The sequence below is a fragment of the Acetobacterium sp. genome, assembly GCF_039830195.1.
GTDB lineage: Bacteria > Bacillota > Clostridia > Eubacteriales > Eubacteriaceae > Acetobacterium.
In genome coordinates this window covers 11,921-30,861 of record NZ_JBDODG010000034.1, presented here as the reverse complement: position 1 = coordinate 30,861, position 18,941 = coordinate 11,921, and the positions used below count along the sequence as shown (strand labels likewise).

Annotated in this window: 21 protein-coding genes and 1 tRNA gene; 20 read left to right on the top strand and 2 right to left on the bottom strand. The window is 46.9% G+C overall.

Features of this window, described 5'->3' with window-relative positions; genetic code table 11:
- Positions 1-22 precede the first annotated feature (22 nt).
- The 6 genes from ABGU93_RS10480 (at position 23) to ABGU93_RS10455 (ending at position 4,696) form a co-directional block, all read left to right on the top strand.
- Complete coding sequence (locus tag ABGU93_RS10480) at positions 23-847, top strand: nitroreductase family protein (RefSeq protein WP_347413406.1); 825 nt, start codon at positions 23-25, stop codon at positions 845-847.
- A 45-nt stretch (positions 848-892) separates the two neighbouring features.
- Complete coding sequence (locus ABGU93_RS10475; protein WP_347413405.1) at positions 893-1,510, top strand: ATP-binding cassette domain-containing protein; 618 nt, start codon at positions 893-895, stop codon at positions 1,508-1,510.
- Positions 1,510-2,283, top strand: a complete 774-nt coding sequence (locus ABGU93_RS10470) for an ABC transporter permease (RefSeq protein WP_347413404.1) — start codon at positions 1,510-1,512, stop codon at positions 2,281-2,283. The genes ABGU93_RS10475 and ABGU93_RS10470 overlap by 1 nt, the downstream gene beginning before the upstream one ends.
- Before the next feature lie 109 nt (positions 2,284-2,392).
- Positions 2,393-3,679, top strand: a complete 1,287-nt coding sequence (gene mtnK, locus ABGU93_RS10465; protein ID WP_347413403.1) for an S-methyl-5-thioribose kinase — start codon at positions 2,393-2,395, stop codon at positions 3,677-3,679.
- A 139-nt stretch (positions 3,680-3,818) separates the two neighbouring features.
- Positions 3,819-4,238, top strand: a complete 420-nt coding sequence (locus ABGU93_RS10460) for a hypothetical protein (RefSeq protein ID WP_347413402.1) — start codon at positions 3,819-3,821, stop codon at positions 4,236-4,238.
- A 29-nt stretch (positions 4,239-4,267) separates the two neighbouring features.
- Complete coding sequence (locus tag ABGU93_RS10455; protein WP_347413401.1) at positions 4,268-4,696, top strand: hypothetical protein; 429 nt, start codon at positions 4,268-4,270, stop codon at positions 4,694-4,696.
- A 42-nt stretch (positions 4,697-4,738) separates the two neighbouring features.
- On the opposite strand, the gene metA is transcribed toward ABGU93_RS10455, so the two are convergent.
- Positions 4,739-5,659: a homoserine O-succinyltransferase gene (metA, locus tag ABGU93_RS10450; RefSeq protein ID WP_347413400.1), complete on the bottom strand. Its 921-nt coding sequence runs from the start codon at positions 5,657-5,659 to the stop codon at positions 4,739-4,741.
- A gap of 30 nt (positions 5,660-5,689) precedes the next feature.
- Entirely contained in the window at positions 5,690-6,973 is a 1,284-nt protein-coding gene (locus tag ABGU93_RS10445; protein WP_347413399.1) for an O-acetylhomoserine aminocarboxypropyltransferase/cysteine synthase, read from the bottom strand.
- Between the two features lie 596 nt (positions 6,974-7,569).
- Between ABGU93_RS10445 and aroF the strand changes: the two genes are divergently transcribed.
- The 14 genes from aroF to ABGU93_RS10375 all read left to right on the top strand — a co-directional run bounded on the left by aroF (position 7,570) and on the right by ABGU93_RS10375 (position 18,789).
- Positions 7,570-8,580 (top strand): 3-deoxy-7-phosphoheptulonate synthase, encoded by a 1,011-nt coding sequence (aroF, locus tag ABGU93_RS10440; protein WP_347413398.1) that lies wholly within the window; start codon positions 7,570-7,572, stop codon positions 8,578-8,580.
- Positions 8,580-9,473 (top strand): prephenate dehydrogenase, encoded by an 894-nt coding sequence (locus ABGU93_RS10435; RefSeq protein ID WP_347413397.1) that lies wholly within the window; start codon positions 8,580-8,582, stop codon positions 9,471-9,473. The genes aroF and ABGU93_RS10435 overlap by 1 nt, the downstream gene beginning before the upstream one ends.
- 205 nt (positions 9,474-9,678) lie before the next feature.
- Positions 9,679-10,260: an FUSC family protein gene (locus ABGU93_RS10430; protein ID WP_347413396.1), complete on the top strand. Its 582-nt coding sequence runs from the start codon at positions 9,679-9,681 to the stop codon at positions 10,258-10,260.
- Between the two features lie 320 nt (positions 10,261-10,580).
- Entirely contained in the window at positions 10,581-11,168 is a 588-nt protein-coding gene (locus tag ABGU93_RS10425; RefSeq protein WP_347413395.1) for an aminodeoxychorismate/anthranilate synthase component II, read from the top strand.
- Positions 11,162-12,532 carry an aminodeoxychorismate synthase component I gene (gene pabB / locus ABGU93_RS10420; protein ID WP_347413394.1) on the top strand — a complete coding sequence of 457 codons (1,371 nt, stop codon included), beginning with the start codon at positions 11,162-11,164 and terminating at the stop codon, positions 12,530-12,532. The genes ABGU93_RS10425 and pabB overlap by 7 nt, the downstream gene beginning before the upstream one ends.
- Position 12,533: 1 nt before the next feature.
- Entirely contained in the window at positions 12,534-13,343 is an 810-nt protein-coding gene (locus tag ABGU93_RS10415) for an aminotransferase class IV (protein ID WP_347413393.1), read from the top strand.
- A gap of 276 nt (positions 13,344-13,619) precedes the next feature.
- Entirely contained in the window at positions 13,620-14,198 is a 579-nt protein-coding gene (locus tag ABGU93_RS10410; protein ID WP_347413392.1) for an HDIG domain-containing metalloprotein, read from the top strand.
- Positions 14,188-15,522, top strand: a complete 1,335-nt coding sequence (locus tag ABGU93_RS10405) for an HD domain-containing protein (RefSeq protein WP_347413391.1) — start codon at positions 14,188-14,190, stop codon at positions 15,520-15,522. Before ABGU93_RS10410 ends, ABGU93_RS10405 begins: the two co-directional genes overlap by 11 nt.
- Positions 15,516-16,298 (top strand): TatD family hydrolase, encoded by a 783-nt coding sequence (locus ABGU93_RS10400; protein WP_347413390.1) that lies wholly within the window; start codon positions 15,516-15,518, stop codon positions 16,296-16,298. The genes ABGU93_RS10405 and ABGU93_RS10400 overlap by 7 nt, the downstream gene beginning before the upstream one ends.
- 93 nt (positions 16,299-16,391) lie before the next feature.
- Positions 16,392-16,466 (top strand) — tRNA-Gln (locus ABGU93_RS10395).
- Positions 16,467-16,573: 107 nt separating this feature from the next.
- Positions 16,574-16,783 carry a (Fe-S)-binding protein gene (locus ABGU93_RS10390; RefSeq protein ID WP_347413389.1) on the top strand — a complete coding sequence of 70 codons (210 nt, stop codon included), beginning with the start codon at positions 16,574-16,576 and terminating at the stop codon, positions 16,781-16,783.
- Between the two features lie 133 nt (positions 16,784-16,916).
- A complete protein-coding gene (locus tag ABGU93_RS10385) occupies positions 16,917-17,603 on the top strand; it encodes a 4'-phosphopantetheinyl transferase superfamily protein (RefSeq protein WP_347413388.1) in 687 nt (228 codons plus the stop codon).
- 11 nt (positions 17,604-17,614) lie between these two features.
- Positions 17,615-18,208, top strand: coding sequence for a chromate transporter (locus ABGU93_RS10380; RefSeq protein WP_347413387.1), 594 nt, complete (start codon positions 17,615-17,617; stop codon positions 18,206-18,208).
- Complete coding sequence (locus ABGU93_RS10375; RefSeq protein WP_347413386.1) at positions 18,208-18,789, top strand: chromate transporter; 582 nt, start codon at positions 18,208-18,210, stop codon at positions 18,787-18,789. The genes ABGU93_RS10380 and ABGU93_RS10375 overlap by 1 nt, the downstream gene beginning before the upstream one ends.
- Positions 18,790-18,941: the final 152 nt, after the last annotated feature.

Below are 18,941 nucleotides of genomic sequence, written 5' to 3'. Positions count from 1 at the left end.
CTTAAATTGAAAGGAAGAAAAAATGATTAAAATTGATCAGGAAAAATGTATTGGCTGTAGCGCCTGTGTTGATGATTGTTTTACCCGGGATCTTGTCATTGCCGATGACAAGGCCCAAGCCCTTAATAAAACATGTATTAAATGTGGTCATTGCATCGCCATCTGTCCAGTTGATGCCGTCAGTATAACCGACTATGATATGAACGAAGTGAAGGAGTACGAAGCCGCAGACTTTGATATTGAACCGGAAAAACTGCTGAATTTTATAAAATTCCGCCGGTCAGTCCGTCAGTTTAAAGATCAGCCGATAGAAAAAGAAAAGCTGGCAGCAATTATTGAGGCCGGCCGTTTTACACCAACTGGGGGAAACCGCCAGCCGGTATCTTTTGTGGTGGTACAGGAGCAACTTTCAGAGTTGACCGGGCTGGCCCTGGAAAGCCTTAACAGTCTGGGTAAAACGTTGCTGGCTGATACCGAAAAGACCCCGCCTCTGATTGCCTATTATGCGAAGCGATGGCTGCAGATGTATGAAGGCTATCTGACCAATCCGGAAAAACCCACCGATTTGTTTTTTAATGCCAAAGCCGTGATGATCGTCATTTCCGAATCACCCATCGATGGCGGCCTGGCTGCGTCCTCGATGGAACTGATGACCCATGCCCAGGGATTGGGGATGTTTTACAGTGGCTTTTTTGTCCGGGCAGCGGCCAACAGCCCGGAACTGAGACGTTTTCTGGGGATAGCAGACACGAACAAACAGGTCATTGCCTGTCAGGTGATGGGATATCCCAAGGTTTCCTATCAGCGCACCGTGCCCCGAAAAAAACCGGAAGTATCCTGGCGCTAAGGCCATCAGTCTGGCATGATACGGAATTTAAACATGAGGTGAAAGATGGCTTATCTGGAATTCCGAAATATTCAGTTGAAATATGATCAGCGGCAGATTTTTTCAGGTTTCAATCTGGAAATTGAACAGTATGAAAAGGTTCTTTTTTGTGCGCCTTCGGGCCGGGGAAAGACCAGCCTGGTTAAAATGCTGCTGGGCTTTGTGGTGCCGGAGGCCGGTGAAATATTTGTCGATGGGATGAGTCTGTCCGGAGAAACAGTGAATACCATTCGCCGCAAGATCTGCTATGTCAGTCAGGATGCTGATATTCCCAAAGGGATTGTCAGGGATGTTTTTGCGGCGGTTTTTAAATTTCCGGTTAATCGTCATATCAACTATCAGGAAGCGGTTTTGAGGCAATGGCTGGAAACCATGGCGCTGCCACAGGACACCCTGGAAAAAAGCGTCGACGCCCTTTCTGGCGGCGAACGGCAGCGGCTGGCCCTGATCATGGGGATCCTGCTGGATCGCGAGATCTGGGTCCTCGACGAAATCACCACCGGGTTGGATCTGGCCCTCAAGACAAAAATGGTGGAACTGCTGTTGAGCTATAATAAAACCATTTTAGTGGTTTCCCACGACGACGTTTATCAAAAGCGGGGACTAAGGGAGGTGAGCTGGTAATGGGCGTTCAGGAAATACCTTTTTATACCCCGTTTTTGCTGCTGATCTTTGTGCTGCCGATGGTGATTATCAACTATAAGCTGGGAATTGGGCTCAATAAACGGATCATTTATTCTTTGTTCAGAATGACGATCCAGCTGGTGCTGGTGGGCTTTTTTCTGCAGTACATCTTCTTGTTCAACAACCTTTGGGTCAATTCGGCCTATGTTTTGTTTATGATTGGGGCGGCGGGATTATCCACCGTTAAAACCTGCGGATTGACCATTAAAAATCAGCTTTTTCCGATTCTGATTGGCTTTGGCGTTCCCAATCTGGTGATGATTCTCTTTATCAATCAATTTGTGATTGGTCTGGACAATATCTTTAATGCCCAGTACTATATCCCCCTGATGGGTATGCTGTTGGGCAACAGTCTCAGTGGCAACATTATCGGGATCAATACCTTTTACAACGGCTTAAGGCAAAATGAACGGCAGTATCAGTATCGGCTGGCGTTGTCAGCCAATCAGTGGGAGTCCACCCTGCCCTGGTACAAAGAGGCTATCATCGCCTGCATGAATCCGATTATTGCCTCCACCGAAACCATTGGTCTGGTTTCCCTGCCGGGAATGATGACGGGTCAGATTCTCGGTGGTTCGATGCCGATGACCGCGATTGTCTATCAGATTGTGATAATGGGTGCGATTCTGATTTCCCGTTATTTTGGGATCCATTTTTCGATTCTGTTAACCCGGAAGCAGGCTTTTGATCCTTATGATCGCTTGATCCTCTAGAGAAACGCAAAAAATTCCCGTTACTCAAATAATTAGTTCATTTATTTCTACTTATCGTCGTGATAAAATGTAAAAATATGAAATCCGTTTAAAAATCGCGAGGTAGAAAATGTCCTTTAAAGATCTAACCCCCAGTACTGTCATTGAATATATCAAAGCATCCACGGATATTTTTCCGGCCGCGGCCCGGCTTGAGGTTTATGAGGTTGGTGGTGGTGAAGACGACGGCGATGGCTTTGTCAACCATATTTATCGGGTCTGGGATGAAACCGGAAAATCGGTTATTCTCAAACAGGCCAAACCCTACCTGAAGCTATTTGGTGAAGGGGTACCGCTGACCGCCAAGCGCAATCAGCTGGAATCCGAAATCATTAAACTGCGATCGGCTATCACCCCAGAGTATCTGCCGGAGATGTATCACCTCGATCCGGATAATAATCTCTTTATTTATGAGGATTGCGGACGGCTGAAAATTATGCGTTTCGAATTGACTAAAGGCAAACGATTCCCCCAATTTCCCAAACAGATGGGCGAATTTTTGGCTAAATCAAATTTCTATACCTCCGAGATTTATCTCGACCAGATTGCCCATAAAGGGTTGGAATGCAAATTTATGAATCCCGAGATGCGGGTGATTATGGAGACAATCCTGTTTTTACGGGAGTCTTTTATTGAAGGCGAAGTCGATTTACCGGCGGGTGATCCCAATCATCTGGCGATGAGCGATCTGCTCTGGGAAAAACGGGAACTGCGGGTGGAACTGCTGAAGCTGCGAGGCATTTTTATGAAGAAAAGCGAATGTCTGGTTCATGGCGATCTGCATACCTCCAACATTATGATTGACGAAAACGAGATGAAAATCATCGATATGGAATATCCTTTTATGGGCCCGTCCTCATCGGATACCGGCTATCTGCTGGGCAACCTGGTTTATGAATATATTGCCTGGTTTCACCATGAAGAAGGAAGCAAAGCGTCCCGGAAAGCCTATCGTCAGGAAATTCTGGACTATATCCGTGATTTAATGAGCGAATATCAGCGGGTTTACTGTGCGTGCTGGGATCAGGATGCCAAGCCGATGTATCGTGAGTACACCGAGTATCGCGATGATCTGCTACGAACCTATATCAAAGAGGTCTGCGGCTTCACCGGCTGCCAGATTGTCAGTCGGGTGGGCGGGATTGTGCCGTTGCCGGATTTTGATGTGCTCAAGAATCCGGTCAGCCGGAACTGTGCCCGGCGGCTGTCGCTGCTGATTGCCGATGCGTTGGTTATGAAGCGGGAAGAGATGGAATCGGCGGACGACATCATTTCACTGATCGAAACCATTACCTATCGCTATTTTGACGTGATGAAGGCGTTAAAAAACCGGAATAAGGCCAGTGAGACAAATTAGGAAGATGATAAAAACTCAAGTGATTTTTTCGCTTGAGTTTTTTGTTTGTGAAAAGCAGAAGTTTGGATGTTTATTTAAAAAAAAATGTGGTAATATAACTACAAATCTAACAAAATTATCATTCAGGAGGAAAAAGGTCATGAAAAAAAATAAATTAATGCTGTATCTTTTGGTCATAACCATGATGATGGTTTCAGTGCTCTTTATGGGGGCCAGTTGCAGTTCAACCACCGCCAATGTCAGCAATGCGGTGATGACAACCGGAGTGGATGACAGTTCCATGCCGATTGATGAGGTCACCTCATTTCCGGTTAATACTGATGTTTATGTGGCTGCTGAATTACATAACGCCCCGGATGATACCGATATTACCTTTATCTGGTATCTGGAAAATCAGGTAGTCGACTCTGTTACCATCAATAACGGTGATGTCAGTGATGCCCCACTGTGGGGGATTCTCCCGGCCGAATTGGTAACGACTCCGGGGAACTATGCTGTTGAAATTTATATTGATGACCGCGAAGATCCCGATACCGTCAGCGAATTCGTCGTTAAATAAAGCAGTGGCAGTGAGGAAACGAGTGAATTATGGAAAAAAATGAAATCATTTACAGTATTGTCAGACAGTATGAAGAAATCGGAATTACTTGCAATGTTGGTGGGGCAACCGATATTTCGGTAGATCAGGAATTGCTGGATGCCAAACACCCAACCGGTAAAATAAAGATTCATTATGAAAATGCCATCCTGATGAGTGAAAAGGATCAGACCATTTATTTTTGGGAGTTGACCAAAGAAATTAAAAGCGGTTTTTCCCTCGGATTCAGCAGTGAGAGCTTTTCTCAAAGCGGGTCAACCTTATCCCGTAAGGTAAAGGCGGTTCAATACAGTACCGATGGGAAGGCTTATGAATATGATTTTGATCTGGGTAAGTTAAATCAAATCGTTAAATCAACAGCCAAAGAAAACGGCTGGAAATTTAAGGTTGTGCTGTCAAAGAAAAAAGCATTATATTAAAATAAAGAAGCGCAGGCAAATGCTTGCGCTTTTATCATGGCCTTAAAAGGCTGCTTCAGATAATTCAAACGGTGTTTCCTGATAAACGTAGTAATTCAGCCAGTTGCTGAATAACAGGTTGGCATGGCCCCGCCAGCGCACTACCGGGGGTTGGGTGGGATCATCATTGGGGTAGTAGTTGATCGGGACATTAATGGATTTACCCTGGGAAACATCCCGGTCATATTCGCCTTTTAATGTTTCGGGATCGTATTCGCTATGACCGGTGACAAATATCTGCCGGCCGTTTTGAGCGGTGGCGATATAGACCCCGGCATCATTGGAGGCGGCCATGACCTCCAGATCCGGGTGGGCATCAATTAGTTCCCGGTGAATCCCAGTGTGCCGGGAATGGGGAACGTAGAAGGTGTCATCAAAGCCCCGGAAGAGTTTGACATAAGCTTTTTCCAGGTGGTGTTCAAAAACACCAAAGGCTTTTTCTGGTAACAAATACTTTTGAATCCCATAATGATAATAAAGACCGGCTTGGGCACCCCAGCAGATATGCAGGGTAGAGAAGACGTTAGTTTTGCTCCAGTCCATGATTTGGGTGAGCTCATCCCAGTAGTCCACCTCTTCAAATTCCAGGGTTTCAATGGGGGCGCCGGTGATAATGAGGCCGTCAAAGCGCTGCTCCCTGATATCTTCAAAATAGCAATAGAAGGAGCCCAGGTGTTCGGAAGAGGTGTTCTTGCTCTCATAGGTTTTGGTTTGCAACAGGGTCACCTCAATTTGCAGCGGGGTATTACCCAACAGACGCAAAAGCTGGGTTTCGGTGGAAATTTTGGTGGGCATCAGGTTAAGGATGGCGATTTTCAAGGGCCGGATGTCCTGGTGACTGGCCCGGTCGGCATCCATCACAAAGATGTTTTCATTGGTCAGAATCTGACTGGCCGGCAGGTCGGTGGGTATTTTGATTGGCATCGGTTCACCTCCGGGTGATTGATTAAAAAATTAAAGGGCTTTGGTTAAGGCCTGGTCGAGATCGGCGAGGATATCGTCGCTGTGTTCCAGACCGATGGATAAACGGATCATATCTTCGGTGATGCCGGCGGCAATCAGGTCATCACCAGACAATTGCTGGTGGGTGGTGGTAGCCGGATGGATCACCAGCGATTTGGCATCGGCGACATTGGCCAGATGCGTAAACAGGGTCAGACTGTCAATAAATTTCCGGGCTGCGGCGATACCGCCTTTGATGCCAAAGGTGAAGATCGAGCCAGGGCCTTTTTTAAAGTACTCGTCTGAAAGGGCCTTGTAAGGGTTGTCGGGAAGTGACGGGTAGTTTACCCAGGTAACTTGAGGATGATCGCTTAAAAAAGCGACAACTTTTTGAGTGTTTTCGAGATGGCGATCCAGGCGCAAGGACAGGGTTTCCAGACCTTGTAACAGCAGGAAGGCATTAAAGGGACTGATGCAGGCGCCGGTATCCCGGAGCAGTTGCACCCGGGCCTTGACAATAAAGGCCGCAGCGCCAATATCGGTGGCGTAGGTAATACCGTGATAGCTGGCGTCCGGGGTGGTAAACACCGGGAAGCGGCCGCTGCCGGCCCAGTCAAAGGTGCCGCCGTCAACGATGATGCCACCGATGGTGGTGCCGTGTCCGCCAATAAATTTGGTAGCCGAATAAACGACGATGTCGGCACCAAAATTCAGGGGTCTGAATAAGTACGGGGTGGCAAAGGTATTATCGACGATCAGCGGTAAGCCATTATCGTGGGCGATTTGAGCCACGGCTTTAACATCAACAATATTAATGGCCGGATTCCCCAGTGATTCGATATAGATGGCCTTGGTATTCTCGTTGATGGCAGTGCGGAAATTTTCGGGGTCATCTGGGTTAACAAAGGTTGTTTTAATGCCGAGCCGGGGCAGCGTCGCGCTTAAGAGATTATAGGTACCGCCATAAAGGGTGGATGCCGCAACCAGTTCGTCACCGGTGCCGGCGATATTGAGAATGGTGGCGGTAATGGCGGCCGAGCCGGAAGCAAAGGCTAGGGCGCCAACGCCGCCTTCCAGAAGCGCCATCCGTTCTTCCAGCACACTGGTGGTGGGATTCATGATCCGGGTATAGATATTGCCCGGTTCTTCCAAGCCAAAAAGCCGCTGGGCGTGTTCGCTGTTGTCAAAAACATAAGAGGTGGTCTGATAAATGGGAACCGCAACTGCATGGGTAGTGGGATCAGGGGTTTGTCCCCCATGGAGCTGGAGCGTTTCAAATTTTCGGGTATCCTTCATAATCGTATCTCCTTATATCATTATTAATAAATTACATATCATTCCAGTAGGAATTATAAGTAATATAACATAAACGATAGGATCTTGTCAATACGTAAAGCAAAGAATGAAAAATTAACACTCTTTTAATAACTATTCGTTTGACATTGATAAAAATTAGGTCTATAATAAATCAAAATACACGTTACAGTTCAACAAGGTTGTGGAGAAGTTCATTTTCTCAGCTGCAAGGTGTCCTGAGAGGAATATCATGGAAGAGTTAAGAAGAAACTTAAATGAATATTATTACGTTAACACCCAAAGCTATTGGTTCTTTAGCTTTGGTTACTTTGCGTGCAATCAATTAAGTTCCTTTGAGAATCCCAACCCATGAGAAATTTTTAGCGATACAAGTGTATTGAATAAAAGTTGATTTTTAGGAGGCTTCTTAGGAAGTCTCCTTTTTTTTTCGCAAAGCAAAAGCCAAGAATCATGCTAGCAAATTGGCGGCTGCCTGCGAATCACGGGAAATGCAAGGGCAGATTCTTGTGGTCTTCGGTGCACAGAAGATAAAAAATGGGGCTGAGTGGTCAGTGATTAAAATAATGGAGGAAGAAATGATAATAGTAGTTAAACCCAACACCAAAGAAGAAGATATTCAGAGGTTAATCAAGATGATTGAAACACAGGGATTAAGCATTCATTATTCAAAAGGTGTGGATCACACCATTCTAGGAATAGTAGGGGATACAACCTTGGCTGATGTGGAAAAAATCCGTTCGAATCGTATTGTGGAAAATGTGCTCAGAGTACAGGAACCCTATAAAAAAGCCAATCGTCTTTTTCATCCCGATGACACCATTATTACTGTCAAAGGCCGCAAAGTCGGCGAGGGTACTATCAGTGTTATGGCCGGACCCTGTTCGGTGGAAAGCGAAGAACAGATTGTCTCGATTGCCAAAAGCGTCAAAGCATCCGGCGCTACCTTTCTGCGGGGCGGGGCCTTCAAGCCGCGAACCTCACCCTATGCTTTCCAGGGCCTGGGATATGAAGGACTGGAATTGTTAAAGATCGCCAGAAAAGAAACCGGACTGCCAATCGTCAGCGAGCTGATGTCATTGGAACATCTGGCGGCCTTTGAAGACGTGGATATTATCCAGGTAGGGGCCAGAAATATGCAGAATTTTGATTTGCTTCGGGAATTGGGGAAAATTGACAAGCCGATTCTGTTAAAACGGGGGATGTCATCGACGATGCAGGAATTTCTGATGTCGGCTGAATACATCATGAAAGAAGGGAATGATAAGGTCATTTTGTGTGAACGGGGAATCCGGACCTTTGAAACCGCCACCCGCAATACTCTGGATATCAGCTGTATCCCGGTGCTCAAACAAAAAAGTCACTTGCCGATTATTATTGATCCCAGCCATGCCACCGGACTGTCCTGGACGGTTGAAGCTTTGACTAAAGCGGCCATTGCCGCCGGTGCCGATGGGGTGATGATCGAGGTCCATAATAATCCCGAAGAAGCGCTGTGCGATGGCGAACAGTCAATTACGCCGGAACAATTCCATAAAATCATGATTACGGTCAAAAAATACGCCGAATTTGAGAACAAGGTGATGTAATGAAAAAACGTGAAGACTCCATCGTTGGCTTTATCGGCCTGGGTCTGATGGGCGGGGCGCTGGCCATGGGACTCAGGAAACAGGGGCCCAGAGAAATCTGGGGCTATGATTTAAACCCGGCGGTGATCGAAACCGCCCGGGTTCAGGGTGTGATTGATGAAGGGGTCTGGGATTCGGCGGGGCTTCAAAAAATGCTGCCCCAATGCGATCTGGTGTTTATTTGCCTGACCCCGATGGACACCCTGGCTTTTTTAGCCCTTTATATGGAAGACTTCAAACCGGGAGCCGTTGTCACGGATATTATCGGGGTCAAAGAAGTGGTCTTTAAAAATCTCGGTAATCTGCTGCGCAAAGATATTGATTATATTCCCGGTCATCCCATGGCAGGCAGTGAAAAAGAGGGGTTCGGCGGGGCTGATGACCGGATCTTTAAGAATCGGAATTATATTCTGACCCCCTTACCTTCCAATCAACCAGAAAATATTCAGTTAATCCGGGACATCGTGACCGATCTGGGATTTAACCATATTGTCGAAACCACCACCGAAATTCACGACCAGAAAATAGCCTTCACCTCCCAGCTCTGCCATGTGATTGCGGCAGCCCTGGTGGATTGCGAGGATGATCTCTCGATCACTGATTTTGAGGGCGGCAGTTTTGGTGATTTGACCCGGATCGCCATGATCAACGCCCCGATGTGGACCGAGTTGTTTATGTGTAACCGTAAAAATCTACTTGATCAGATCGAAAAATTTGAGGCCAGTCTGGAAGCGATGAAGGAAATGATCCGTTTGGATGAAAAGGAAGAATTGATCGACCGGCTTAAGTCAGTTCGCGAAAAACGAGTTGCCATGGGGGAGATCCGGGAGGCGAAAAACTTAAAAAATCTGTGAGTTTGCTTAAGAGATGCGCTGTGAAAACAGTTACATCAGTCTGAAAATGATTACGCTATTGACTTAATTTTATATGGGAGTATACTCTAGATAAAGAAACATTTTGAATCACGATTTTTGGTGGGAACAAAATGATGAGGGTAAAAGTTAAATAAAAAATTGGAGCAAAAAGATCATGAAATTATGTCATCTGCCATCTCTTGGTATGAGAAACATAAAAACGGTACTGGCAGTATTCATCTGTGTGATGGTATTTGCAATGATGGGACCGGAGTTTAATCCACTGTTTGCTGCAATTGCAGCGGTGCTTACCATGGGGCCGAGCATTGAAAATTCCATCGAAACCGGCTGGAATCGGATATTGGGAACCATCTTTGGTGGAGCAGCGGGACTGCTGGGCATTTTTGCCGCTAACTTAATCCCCTATGAATTTGCCTATGTCGCCATTATTCCTCTGGGTATTATGACGCTAATTTACTTATGTAATAATTTTAATAAGGCTGGGGCCATTGTCATTACCTGTGTGATGTTTCTCAGTGTCATGACCACCTATCCCCAGGACGCTGGCAGCTACATGCTGGCAATGTTAAGACTGCTGGAAACAGCGTTTGGGATCATCGTAGCGTTTTTAATCAATCGTTTTATCAAGGTGCCGGAATGCACCAAAAAAGCAACTGATGAGGGATCAGAAACGGAAAAAGAGCTGATCACCATGGCAGAGAAGCCGGTCAACGGCCATCAGAAATTTAAAGTATCAAGCATTCTTTATATGATATTCAAACCCTAGATTTTACGTTTTTTCTGGATTTTTGTGACGTCTGGACAAACTAAAATATAATTACCCCTCCCCTTAAAAAAGAGACCACCGCATACCAGGTGGTCTTTTTTTAAGGGGATTTTTAATAACGGGAGAAGCTTTATCAAGAAAAAAACAAAGCAGGAAAACAAGCCTGGGGATTGGGGGTAAATTATGGAGGGACAGAACCCCGAAATAAACCGGATCGACCGAAAATTCAAGCCAAATATTCCAGCTATAATTCATTGTACTGGACCCTTGGAGTATGATACAATACAGCTCAAAATGATTAATACTATGAGGTATAAAAATTGATTCTAATGATCGACAACTATGATTCTTTCACCTATAATTTAGTCCAGTATCTGGAAGGACTCAATGAAACGGTGATGGTAAAAAGAAATGATAAAATCACCCTTGACGAGATTGCTGCGATGGCGCCGTCGATGATTGTTTTATCACCGGGGCCATGTACCCCCAACGAATCCGGCATCTGTCTGGATGTTGTCCACCGTTTTAAGGGTGAAATCCCGATCCTGGGTATCTGTCTGGGCCATCAGATCATCGGCCAGGCTTTTGGCTGCAAGATTACCAAAGCCCTGGAGCCGGTTCATGGCAAGGTCCATGCCATCGCTCATGACAATGCCGGGGTCTTTGATGGTCTCAATAATCCCCTGAAGGTGACGCGGTACCATTCACTGGTGGTCGAAAACCAGGAAATTCCCGACTTTTTTGAGATTACCGCGCGAACCGATCAAAATGAGATCATGGGGATGCGACACAAAGATTACCATATCGAAGGGGTGCAGTTTCATCCCGAAGCGATTCTCACCGAAATGGGTATGGAATTATTGGACAACTTTTTTCAAGCGACAAAAGAAAATGGTGTAAGATGCTGATACAAGAAATAAAAACCGACTTAACAAGTTTTGAAAGCTATCTTTTATTTAAAGATGAGCCCTACAGTTTCTTCCTGGACAGCGGAAGAGACCCGGACAGCCTGGGACGCTATTCATTTATCGGTGGGAATCCATTTCTGGTCTTTACCAGCAAAGCGGATGCCATCACCATTACCACGAAAACCGCAACGAAAACGGTTACTGGTGATCCTTTTGCTGAACTGCAAAAGTTATTAAAACAGTATAAGATGGACTATCCCTCGCCGTTTCCGTTTATCGGCGGGGCAGTGGGTTATTTTGGCTATGACCTTTGTCACCATCTGGAAGAGTTTCCCCGCAGCGCCGTGGATGATGTCAATATTCCCGACTGTTTTATGGGTTTTTACGATGGCATTGTGATCATCGATCACAAAGAAAATAAAACCTATGTAGCCGCCCTGGGGATCGAGGAAAGCGAAGCCGATATTGTCAGCCGCTTAGCCGTAAAATTTACCGGTGATCCCAAGGTCGCCATCCGCTCGGATTTTAAAATCAATGAAAATCTGGAATTCCGGGGCAACTTTACCAAACCCGAATATCTGAAAGCCCTGGATGCGGTTCACGAATATATTTTGGCCGGGGATATTTATCAGACCAACCTGACCCAGCGGTTTAACGCTGATTTACAACTTAGCCCGTTGGAATTATATAGCGAACTACGAAAAATTAATCCAGCTCCCTTTGCCAGCTATATCGATTTTGGGGTTGGCCAGATTGTCTCCAGTTCACCGGAGCGTTTTATTCTGGTGCAGGGCCGACAGATTGAAACCCGACCGATTAAAGGCACCATGCCCCGGGGCAAAACCCCGGCCGAAGATGCCGCCAATCGGGAGACGCTCGTCAACAGCGAAAAGGATAAGGCGGAGCTTTTGATGATTGTCGATCTGGAGCGGAATGATCTTGGGAAAATTGCCAAAACCGGCACCGTTAAGGTTCCGGAATTGTTTAAGCTGGAAACCTATCAGACCGTGTTTCACCTGGTCTCAACGGTTACCGCCGAGCTGAAAGACGATCTCGATGCCATTGACTGTGTTAAAGCCACCTTCCCGGGCGGTTCAATTACCGGGGCACCAAAGATTCGGGCGATGGAGATTATAGACGAACTGGAGCCGACTCAGCGAAACATTTATACCGGTTCGATCGGCTACATTAGTTTCAACGGCGATCTGGATCTCAATATCGTCATCCGCACGATTGTCTGCAAGGATGGCAAAGGTTATTTTCAGGTCGGCGGCGGGATCGTTTGGGATTCTGACAACGAGTCTGAGTATCAAGAAACCTTCGATAAGGGTCGCGCCCTGATGGATGCGTTGAAACGATATTAAAATGGACTACGTCAGTTATAACGGGGAAATTTCAAGAAAGCCCCAAATACCTCTGGATCAGGGCTTTCTTTATGGCTATGGGGTGTTTGAAACCATCAACGTGGCCCAGGGGAAACCGGTTTTCTTTGCGGATCATATGGAGCGATTGAAGCAGAGTGCCCTGGTGATGGGTCTTAAGCTGACCAGCCATCCCGATCAGATCCGGACCGAGTGTTTAAAGATTATCGCCAAAAATGAGATGATTCGGGGCGGCCTGCGGGTCACCCTCAGCAAGGGGCTAAAAGCGGATAACCTGCTGATCACGGCCCGGGAAAATCATTATGACCGCCAGATGTTTGAGCGGGGCCTGAAAATCTGCACCAATGATGGGGTCCGCAATGAAAAATCCCGGCTGGTGACGATTAAGTCCAACAACTATCTGGAAAATCTGCTGATTTTAAATGAGGCCAAAGCCCGGGGTTTTAGCGAAGCGATTTTTTATAACACCCAGAGCCATCTGGCTGAGGGCTGTATGACCAATATCTTTCTGATCAAAAACGGCAGGGTCGGCACCCCGGCAAAGGATTGCGGGCTGCTGGCTGGCGTTGTCCGAAACCGGGTGATCCAGCTGCTAAAAGCCAATCACATCCCAATCGAAGAGGGTCACTACAGCAGCGATCAATTGCTGGCAGCTGACGAGGTTTTTATCACCAATTCGCTGATGGAAATCATGCCGGTGAATCAGGTCGATGAATGGTGCTACGGGATTGGACCGGAAACGCTGACCGCTCGGATCGATGTGCTATTTCATCAAACCTGGGGCCAGCGTTAAAACTTTGCATAAACTGAATTCGCATAATCGGAATTAACAATAAACGAAAAATTAAACACCAGCCTTGCCATGGATCCAAAAATCTGCGGCAGGGCTTTTTGTGAGCGGTGAAAAGCCGAAGAAATTGAAACAGGCTTTGTCAGTGAACGGCAAACTGTGTTAGAATACACATAATATAAAGAAGATAATTCGCGAAACCGACAGCAAAGCAATTTTAGTTTTTTGATAATAAAGTTGCAAGCTGCTATTAATTTAGAAGAAGAACGAGGAGATATAATGAGTACACAATTGGATCGAGAAAAAGCATTGGCATTGTTGAAGGAATATAATGAAAGCGAATCCCTGGTCAATCATGGCCTGGCGGTTTCGGGCGTGATGGCGCATTTTGCCAGGCTGGAAGGAGAAGACCCGGACTACTGGGGCATTGTCGGGCTGCTGCACGACCTGGATTATGAAAAATATCCGGACCAACACTGCGTCAAGGTGGTCGAAATCCTGGAAGCTAACGATTACGAGAAAGCCTTTATCAATAGCGTCGTCAGTCATGGTTTTGGTCTCTGTGCCGATGTCGAGCCCACCCACCAGATGGAAAAAATTCTCTATGCCACTGACGAACTGGCCGGATTGATTACCGCCTGCGCCTATATGCGGCCTTCCAAAAGCGTCAACGACCTGGAACTGAAATCGGTGAAAAAGAAATTTAAAACCGCCAGTTTTGCCGCCGGGGTTAATCGTGAGGTGGTCACCAAAGGTGCCGATATGGCCGGTTATTCCCTGGATGAGCTGATGCAGGAAACGATTTTGGGCATGCGGGCCGTGGCCGACGACATCGGCTTGGGAAGTAATGAAGCTTAATCTCCCGGTTCCGGTAGAAAAGGCCTTTAAACAACTGGAAAGCTGTGGATTCTGTGGATATCTGGTGGGCGGCTGTGTCCGGGATTTTCTGCTGGCCACCCCGCCGACAGACTTTGATATGACCACCGACGCCACCCCGGATGAAATTATCGCCTGTTTTGCCGGCCATCGGGTTGTTGAAACCGGCATCCGCCACGGTACTGTGACGGTCATGATTGAAGGGATGGCGATTGAAATAACCACCCACCGGATCGAAGGCGATTATTCGGACAATCGTCGTCCGGATACGGTTGCCTTCACCCGAAATCTGGCCGATGACCTGGCTCGGCGGGATTTTACCATCAATGCGATGGCCTATCATCCCCACAAAGGTTTGATTGATCTGTTTGGGGGCAGTCAGGATATTAAAAATAAAATCATTCGCTGTGTCGGCGATCCTTTCAAAAGAATGGCCGAGGACGCCCTGCGAATCCTCCGTGGTCTGCGTTTTGCCGCAGTTCTGGGCTTTGATCTGGATGGGGAAACCGGCGCCGCAATCCGGCAGAATTGTGGACAACTCCGTCATATTTCAGCGGAGCGAATTGCCGCCGAACTGGATAAACTGATTTGTGGAAAAAATGCCAAAACGATCATCCTGGCCGAAACCGCCGTGCTGGGGGTGGTGATCCCCGAGCTGTTACCGGCCAAAAACTTTGATCAGATGAATCCCCACCATTGCTATGATGTCTTGACCCATACGGCGGTGGCGCTGGAAACCCTGGTGCCGGTGCGGCGGTTGCGGTGGGCAATGCTTTTTCACGACCTGGGGAAACCCCAGACCTTTACCCGGGATGCTGCCGGTGTGGGCCATTTTAAAGGTCACAGCAAGTGTTCGGAAGCGATGGCCCGGGAGCGCTTAACCGCCCTGCGGATCAGTAAAAATACCATTGATCAGGTCTGTCTGCTGGTGAAATACCACGATACCCTGATTGCGGCCGATAAAACCTGCGTCAAGCGCTGGCTGAATCGCCTGACAGAGCCACTGTTTCGCGATCTGATCGCAATAAAGCGGAGTGATAACCTGGCCCAGGCGCCGGAGTATCGTGACCGGTTGGCGTCGCTGCAAAGACTGGAAACGCTGCTGGATCAGGTGATTGCCGAAAAGGCCTGTTTTTCGCTGAAAGATCTGGCTGTCAACGGCCATGATCTGATTGGCCTGGGGATCACCAACGGAGCCGAAATCGGCCGGATTCTTAAGTTGCTGTTGGAAGGCGTCATCGAGGAAACATTTCAAAACGAAAAAGATATTTTAATTGAAAAAGCAAAGGAGATGCATAGATGTTAATTGACAGCCATGCCCATATCGACGATCAAAAATTTAATGAGGACCGCGAAGCGGTGCTGGAAAACGCTCGGGCCGCCGGGGTGGAGCTGATTATCAATCCCGGCGCCGATGAGGCCTCCAGCTTCCGGGCCGTGGCAATGAGTGAAAAATACCCGATGGTTTATGCCACCGTGGGGATTCATCCCCATGATGCCAAGGATTACGATGCCCACAAACATGACGCCATGTTAACGGAATGGGCCAGCAAAGAAAAGGTGGTGGCCATCGGCGAAATCGGTCTCGATTACCACTATGACTATTCCCCCCGGGATGTGCAGCAGGAGGTCTTTATCCGCCAGCTGATCATCGCCAAAGCGGTGGCGCTCCCGATTGTGATCCATAACCGGGAATCGATGGAAGATATGGTTAGGATCTTAAAGGAATACTTTGTGCCGGAGTACGGGGGCATCATGCACAGTTACAGTGGCTCGGTGGAAATGGCGAAGGTTTTTCTGGAGATGGGTTTTCATCTGTCGATTTCCGGGCCGCTGACCTTCAGCAATGCCCGGAAACTGCCGGAAGTCGTCGCGATGATGCCGTTGGACCGGTTGCTGATTGAAACCGATAGTCCTTATCTGACGCCTACTCCTCATCGCGGCAAACGGAACGAGCCGGCCTATGTGCGTTTCGTGGCCGCCGAAATTGCCCGGATCCGCGGAATCGCGGTGGAAGAGGTAGCCGAGATTACGACTGCGAATGCTAAAAGAGTGTTCAGTATCAGCGAAAAGACAAAATAAATAAAAAATGTAAATCAATTATTCATTTTCCTTGACAATTAATACAAATTTAGATAAAATATTTAGCGTACCTTCGGGACAGAAAATGAATAAAGGGGTATCGCCAAGCGGTAAGGCAATGGACTCTGACTCCATCACTCGCAGGTTCGAATCCTGCTACCTCTGCCAAAAGAATATTTAACCTGCTCTTTAAGATCTCTTAAAAAGCAGGTTTTGTCATATCTGCTTATGTTGATGACAACAATCATCAAATCGTGAAAAAACAGGAGAAAATCATGTCGGATCAGGAAATCAGCGTCTTTGATATTTATGAATACCTGCCCCATACTAATTGTAAAAACTGCGGCGAAAATAACTGTATGGCCTTTGCCGAAAAGTTATTGCAGGGAAAAAAAACCATTGGCGGATGCTCAGCCATCAGAGAAGATATCTATGAAAAGAATCGCCAGGAAATTCAGGAATTAATGGGTAACAATCGGGACTAAAGAGTAGGCAGACAATAACGACTTGTTTGCCTGCTCTTATCTTTTTTATAGTATAATGTAATCAAATGGACGACAGAAGCCGGTTGCAAGCTGGAATGGCAAATCCCGGAACAGTCAATAAATGGAGAAAAAAATGGAAGCCACAAAAACCCGAATTTTTATCGCGGATGTTCGTGTATTGAATGAACCCCACCGCTTGGCCGCGGCAATGCAAGTGGTCTCCCGAGCCCGGCGGGAAAAGGCCGAGCGGCTTAAAACACCGGAAGCGAAAGCTTTATCAGTTGGCGCTGAAATACTCCTTCAACAAGCGGTGGAACGCGTCCATGGCATCAGTGGATCGCTGAGGATAGCACCAGGAGAAGATGGCAAACCGATGTTGTCAGATTATCCGGACATTCATTTTAATCTGTCTCATTCGGGCCACTATGTAGTCTGTGGTCTGGGGGTACAGGCGGTGGGGGTGGACATCCAAAAAATGGAGCGACCGAATCTAAAACTGGCCCGGCGATTTTTTGCTTCCTCAGAGGCCGATTGGCTCTGGGCGCTGCCGGCCGAGCAACAGATCCGGGGTTTTTATGATCTCTGGACCCTTAAAGAAGCTTATATGAAGTACACCGGGAAGGGATTCAGACTACCACTGCATTCATTTCATGTTGACTGTCACCATGGAGAGTCAATCAATCCTGGGACGGCCATCATCTTAGACGAAAAAAGTGTGCCGGTGGTGATTAAAAATTATCCCGATCTGGAAGACTATGTTATATGGAGTGTCACCGATACGGTCGGTTTTCAGGAAAAATTGGAATGGATCAGCTTATAGGAGGGAATCAAGTGGAATCGACGACGAGTCAAAAGGAAAAACTGTTAACCGTATTTATCACCTTTTTTAAAATTGGCCTGTTCACCTTTGGCGGCGGCTATGCCATGATTCCGCTGATTGAATATGAAACTGTGGAACGACATCACTGGATTGACGGTAAGGATATCCTCGATATCTTTGCCATTGCCGAAGCAACCCCCGGGGTCATTGCCATCAATACGGCGACCTTTGTGGGCTATAAGGTGGCCGGCTTCTGGGGGTCGCTGTTGGCCACCCTGGGGGTGGTGATCCCCTCACTTACGATTATCAGTTTGATTGCCCTGTTTTTCCAGGAGTTTCAAAGCCTGGAGTGGGTGAGCTATGGCTTTCGGGGAATTCGGGCCGGCGTGATTGTTTTAATCCTGGGAGCCGTGGTTAAAATGGGCAAAAAGGGAGAATACACGCCGTTAACGGTACTGATTTTATTGCTGGCCTTTGGGCTGGCTTCATTCACCGAGATCAATGTCATTTATCTGCTACTGGGTGGTGCTGTAACCGGTCTTTTTTATCAGCTTTGGCAGAACCGAAAAATTTCGAGCAAAAAAAAAATCGGGGAGGATAAATAATGTATCTGGAGCTATTTATCACCTTTTTTAAAATTGGCTTATTTACCATCGGTGGTGGCTACGCCATGATTCCGCTGATTCAGCAGGAAGTGGTGGCCCATGGCTGGTTGACCCTGCTGGAACTGACCGATTTTATTGCGGTGGCTGAGTCAACCCCCGGGCCATTTGCGGTGAATATTGCCACTTTCGTGGGGATGGAAATGGGCGGGTTTGCGGGAGCGCTGGTCGCAACCACAGCGGTGGTGCTGCCCTCATTTATTATCATCCTTTTCATTGCCAAAGCGTTTACTAATTTTCAGCAGAATAAATGGGTACAGGGAGCCCTTTATGGCATGCGACCAGTGGTGATTGGTCTGATTGCCTCGGCGGTGCTGCTGTTGATGTCCACCGGGTTTATTGGCGAGGGGGTCAAAATCCACTCGGTGGGTGATTTTTTTGCCAGTCTCCAATATCTGGAAATTATTATTTTCATCATTGGCAGCTTTGTCTATTTCCGGTTCAAACTACATCCGATTAAATTAATTCTGATTTCAGCCGCTTTAGGGATGTTGTTTTTTGGCGTATTGCCGATGTTTTATTAATTGATAGGATCTATTTTTCAATAGATCTTATTTTTTTTATTTTAGAGAGAGAAATGTAAAACGCAAAGACTTCTTTTTAGGAATCAGCTTAAATAATAATTAAGCGGGTGGTCTCGTCACACGATCATCACAAAAGGATGATAAACTGATAA

What these genes read in the sequence shown, in the direction of transcription:
- ABGU93_RS10480 (WP_347413406.1), top strand. Translation starts at nt 23, where the DNA reads ATGATTAAAATTGATCAGGAAAAATGTATTGGCTGTAGCGCCTGTGTT.
- ABGU93_RS10475 (WP_347413405.1), top strand. Translation starts at nt 893, where the DNA reads ATGGCTTATCTGGAATTCCGAAATATTCAGTTGAAATATGATCAGCGG.
- ABGU93_RS10470 (WP_347413404.1), top strand. Translation starts at nt 1,510, where the DNA reads ATGGGCGTTCAGGAAATACCTTTTTATACCCCGTTTTTGCTGCTGATC.
- mtnK (WP_347413403.1), top strand. Translation starts at nt 2,393, where the DNA reads ATGTCCTTTAAAGATCTAACCCCCAGTACTGTCATTGAATATATCAAA.
- ABGU93_RS10460 (WP_347413402.1), top strand. Translation starts at nt 3,819, where the DNA reads ATGAAAAAAAATAAATTAATGCTGTATCTTTTGGTCATAACCATGATG.
- ABGU93_RS10455 (WP_347413401.1), top strand. Translation starts at nt 4,268, where the DNA reads ATGGAAAAAAATGAAATCATTTACAGTATTGTCAGACAGTATGAAGAA.
- metA (WP_347413400.1), bottom strand. Translation starts at nt 5,659, where the DNA reads ATGCCAATCAAAATACCCACCGACCTGCCGGCCAGTCAGATTCTGACC.
- ABGU93_RS10445 (WP_347413399.1), bottom strand. Translation starts at nt 6,973, where the DNA reads ATGAAGGATACCCGAAAATTTGAAACGCTCCAGCTCCATGGGGGACAA.
- aroF (WP_347413398.1), top strand. Translation starts at nt 7,570, where the DNA reads ATGATAATAGTAGTTAAACCCAACACCAAAGAAGAAGATATTCAGAGG.
- ABGU93_RS10435 (WP_347413397.1), top strand. Translation starts at nt 8,580, where the DNA reads ATGAAAAAACGTGAAGACTCCATCGTTGGCTTTATCGGCCTGGGTCTG.
- ABGU93_RS10430 (WP_347413396.1), top strand. Translation starts at nt 9,679, where the DNA reads ATGAGAAACATAAAAACGGTACTGGCAGTATTCATCTGTGTGATGGTA.
- pabB (WP_347413394.1), top strand. Translation starts at nt 11,162, where the DNA reads ATGCTGATACAAGAAATAAAAACCGACTTAACAAGTTTTGAAAGCTAT.
- ABGU93_RS10415 (WP_347413393.1), top strand. Translation starts at nt 12,534, where the DNA reads ATGGACTACGTCAGTTATAACGGGGAAATTTCAAGAAAGCCCCAAATA.
- ABGU93_RS10410 (WP_347413392.1), top strand. Translation starts at nt 13,620, where the DNA reads ATGAGTACACAATTGGATCGAGAAAAAGCATTGGCATTGTTGAAGGAA.
- ABGU93_RS10405 (WP_347413391.1), top strand. Translation starts at nt 14,188, where the DNA reads ATGAAGCTTAATCTCCCGGTTCCGGTAGAAAAGGCCTTTAAACAACTG.
- ABGU93_RS10400 (WP_347413390.1), top strand. Translation starts at nt 15,516, where the DNA reads ATGTTAATTGACAGCCATGCCCATATCGACGATCAAAAATTTAATGAG.
- ABGU93_RS10390 (WP_347413389.1), top strand. Translation starts at nt 16,574, where the DNA reads ATGTCGGATCAGGAAATCAGCGTCTTTGATATTTATGAATACCTGCCC.
- ABGU93_RS10385 (WP_347413388.1), top strand. Translation starts at nt 16,917, where the DNA reads ATGGAAGCCACAAAAACCCGAATTTTTATCGCGGATGTTCGTGTATTG.
- ABGU93_RS10375 (WP_347413386.1), top strand. Translation starts at nt 18,208, where the DNA reads ATGTATCTGGAGCTATTTATCACCTTTTTTAAAATTGGCTTATTTACC.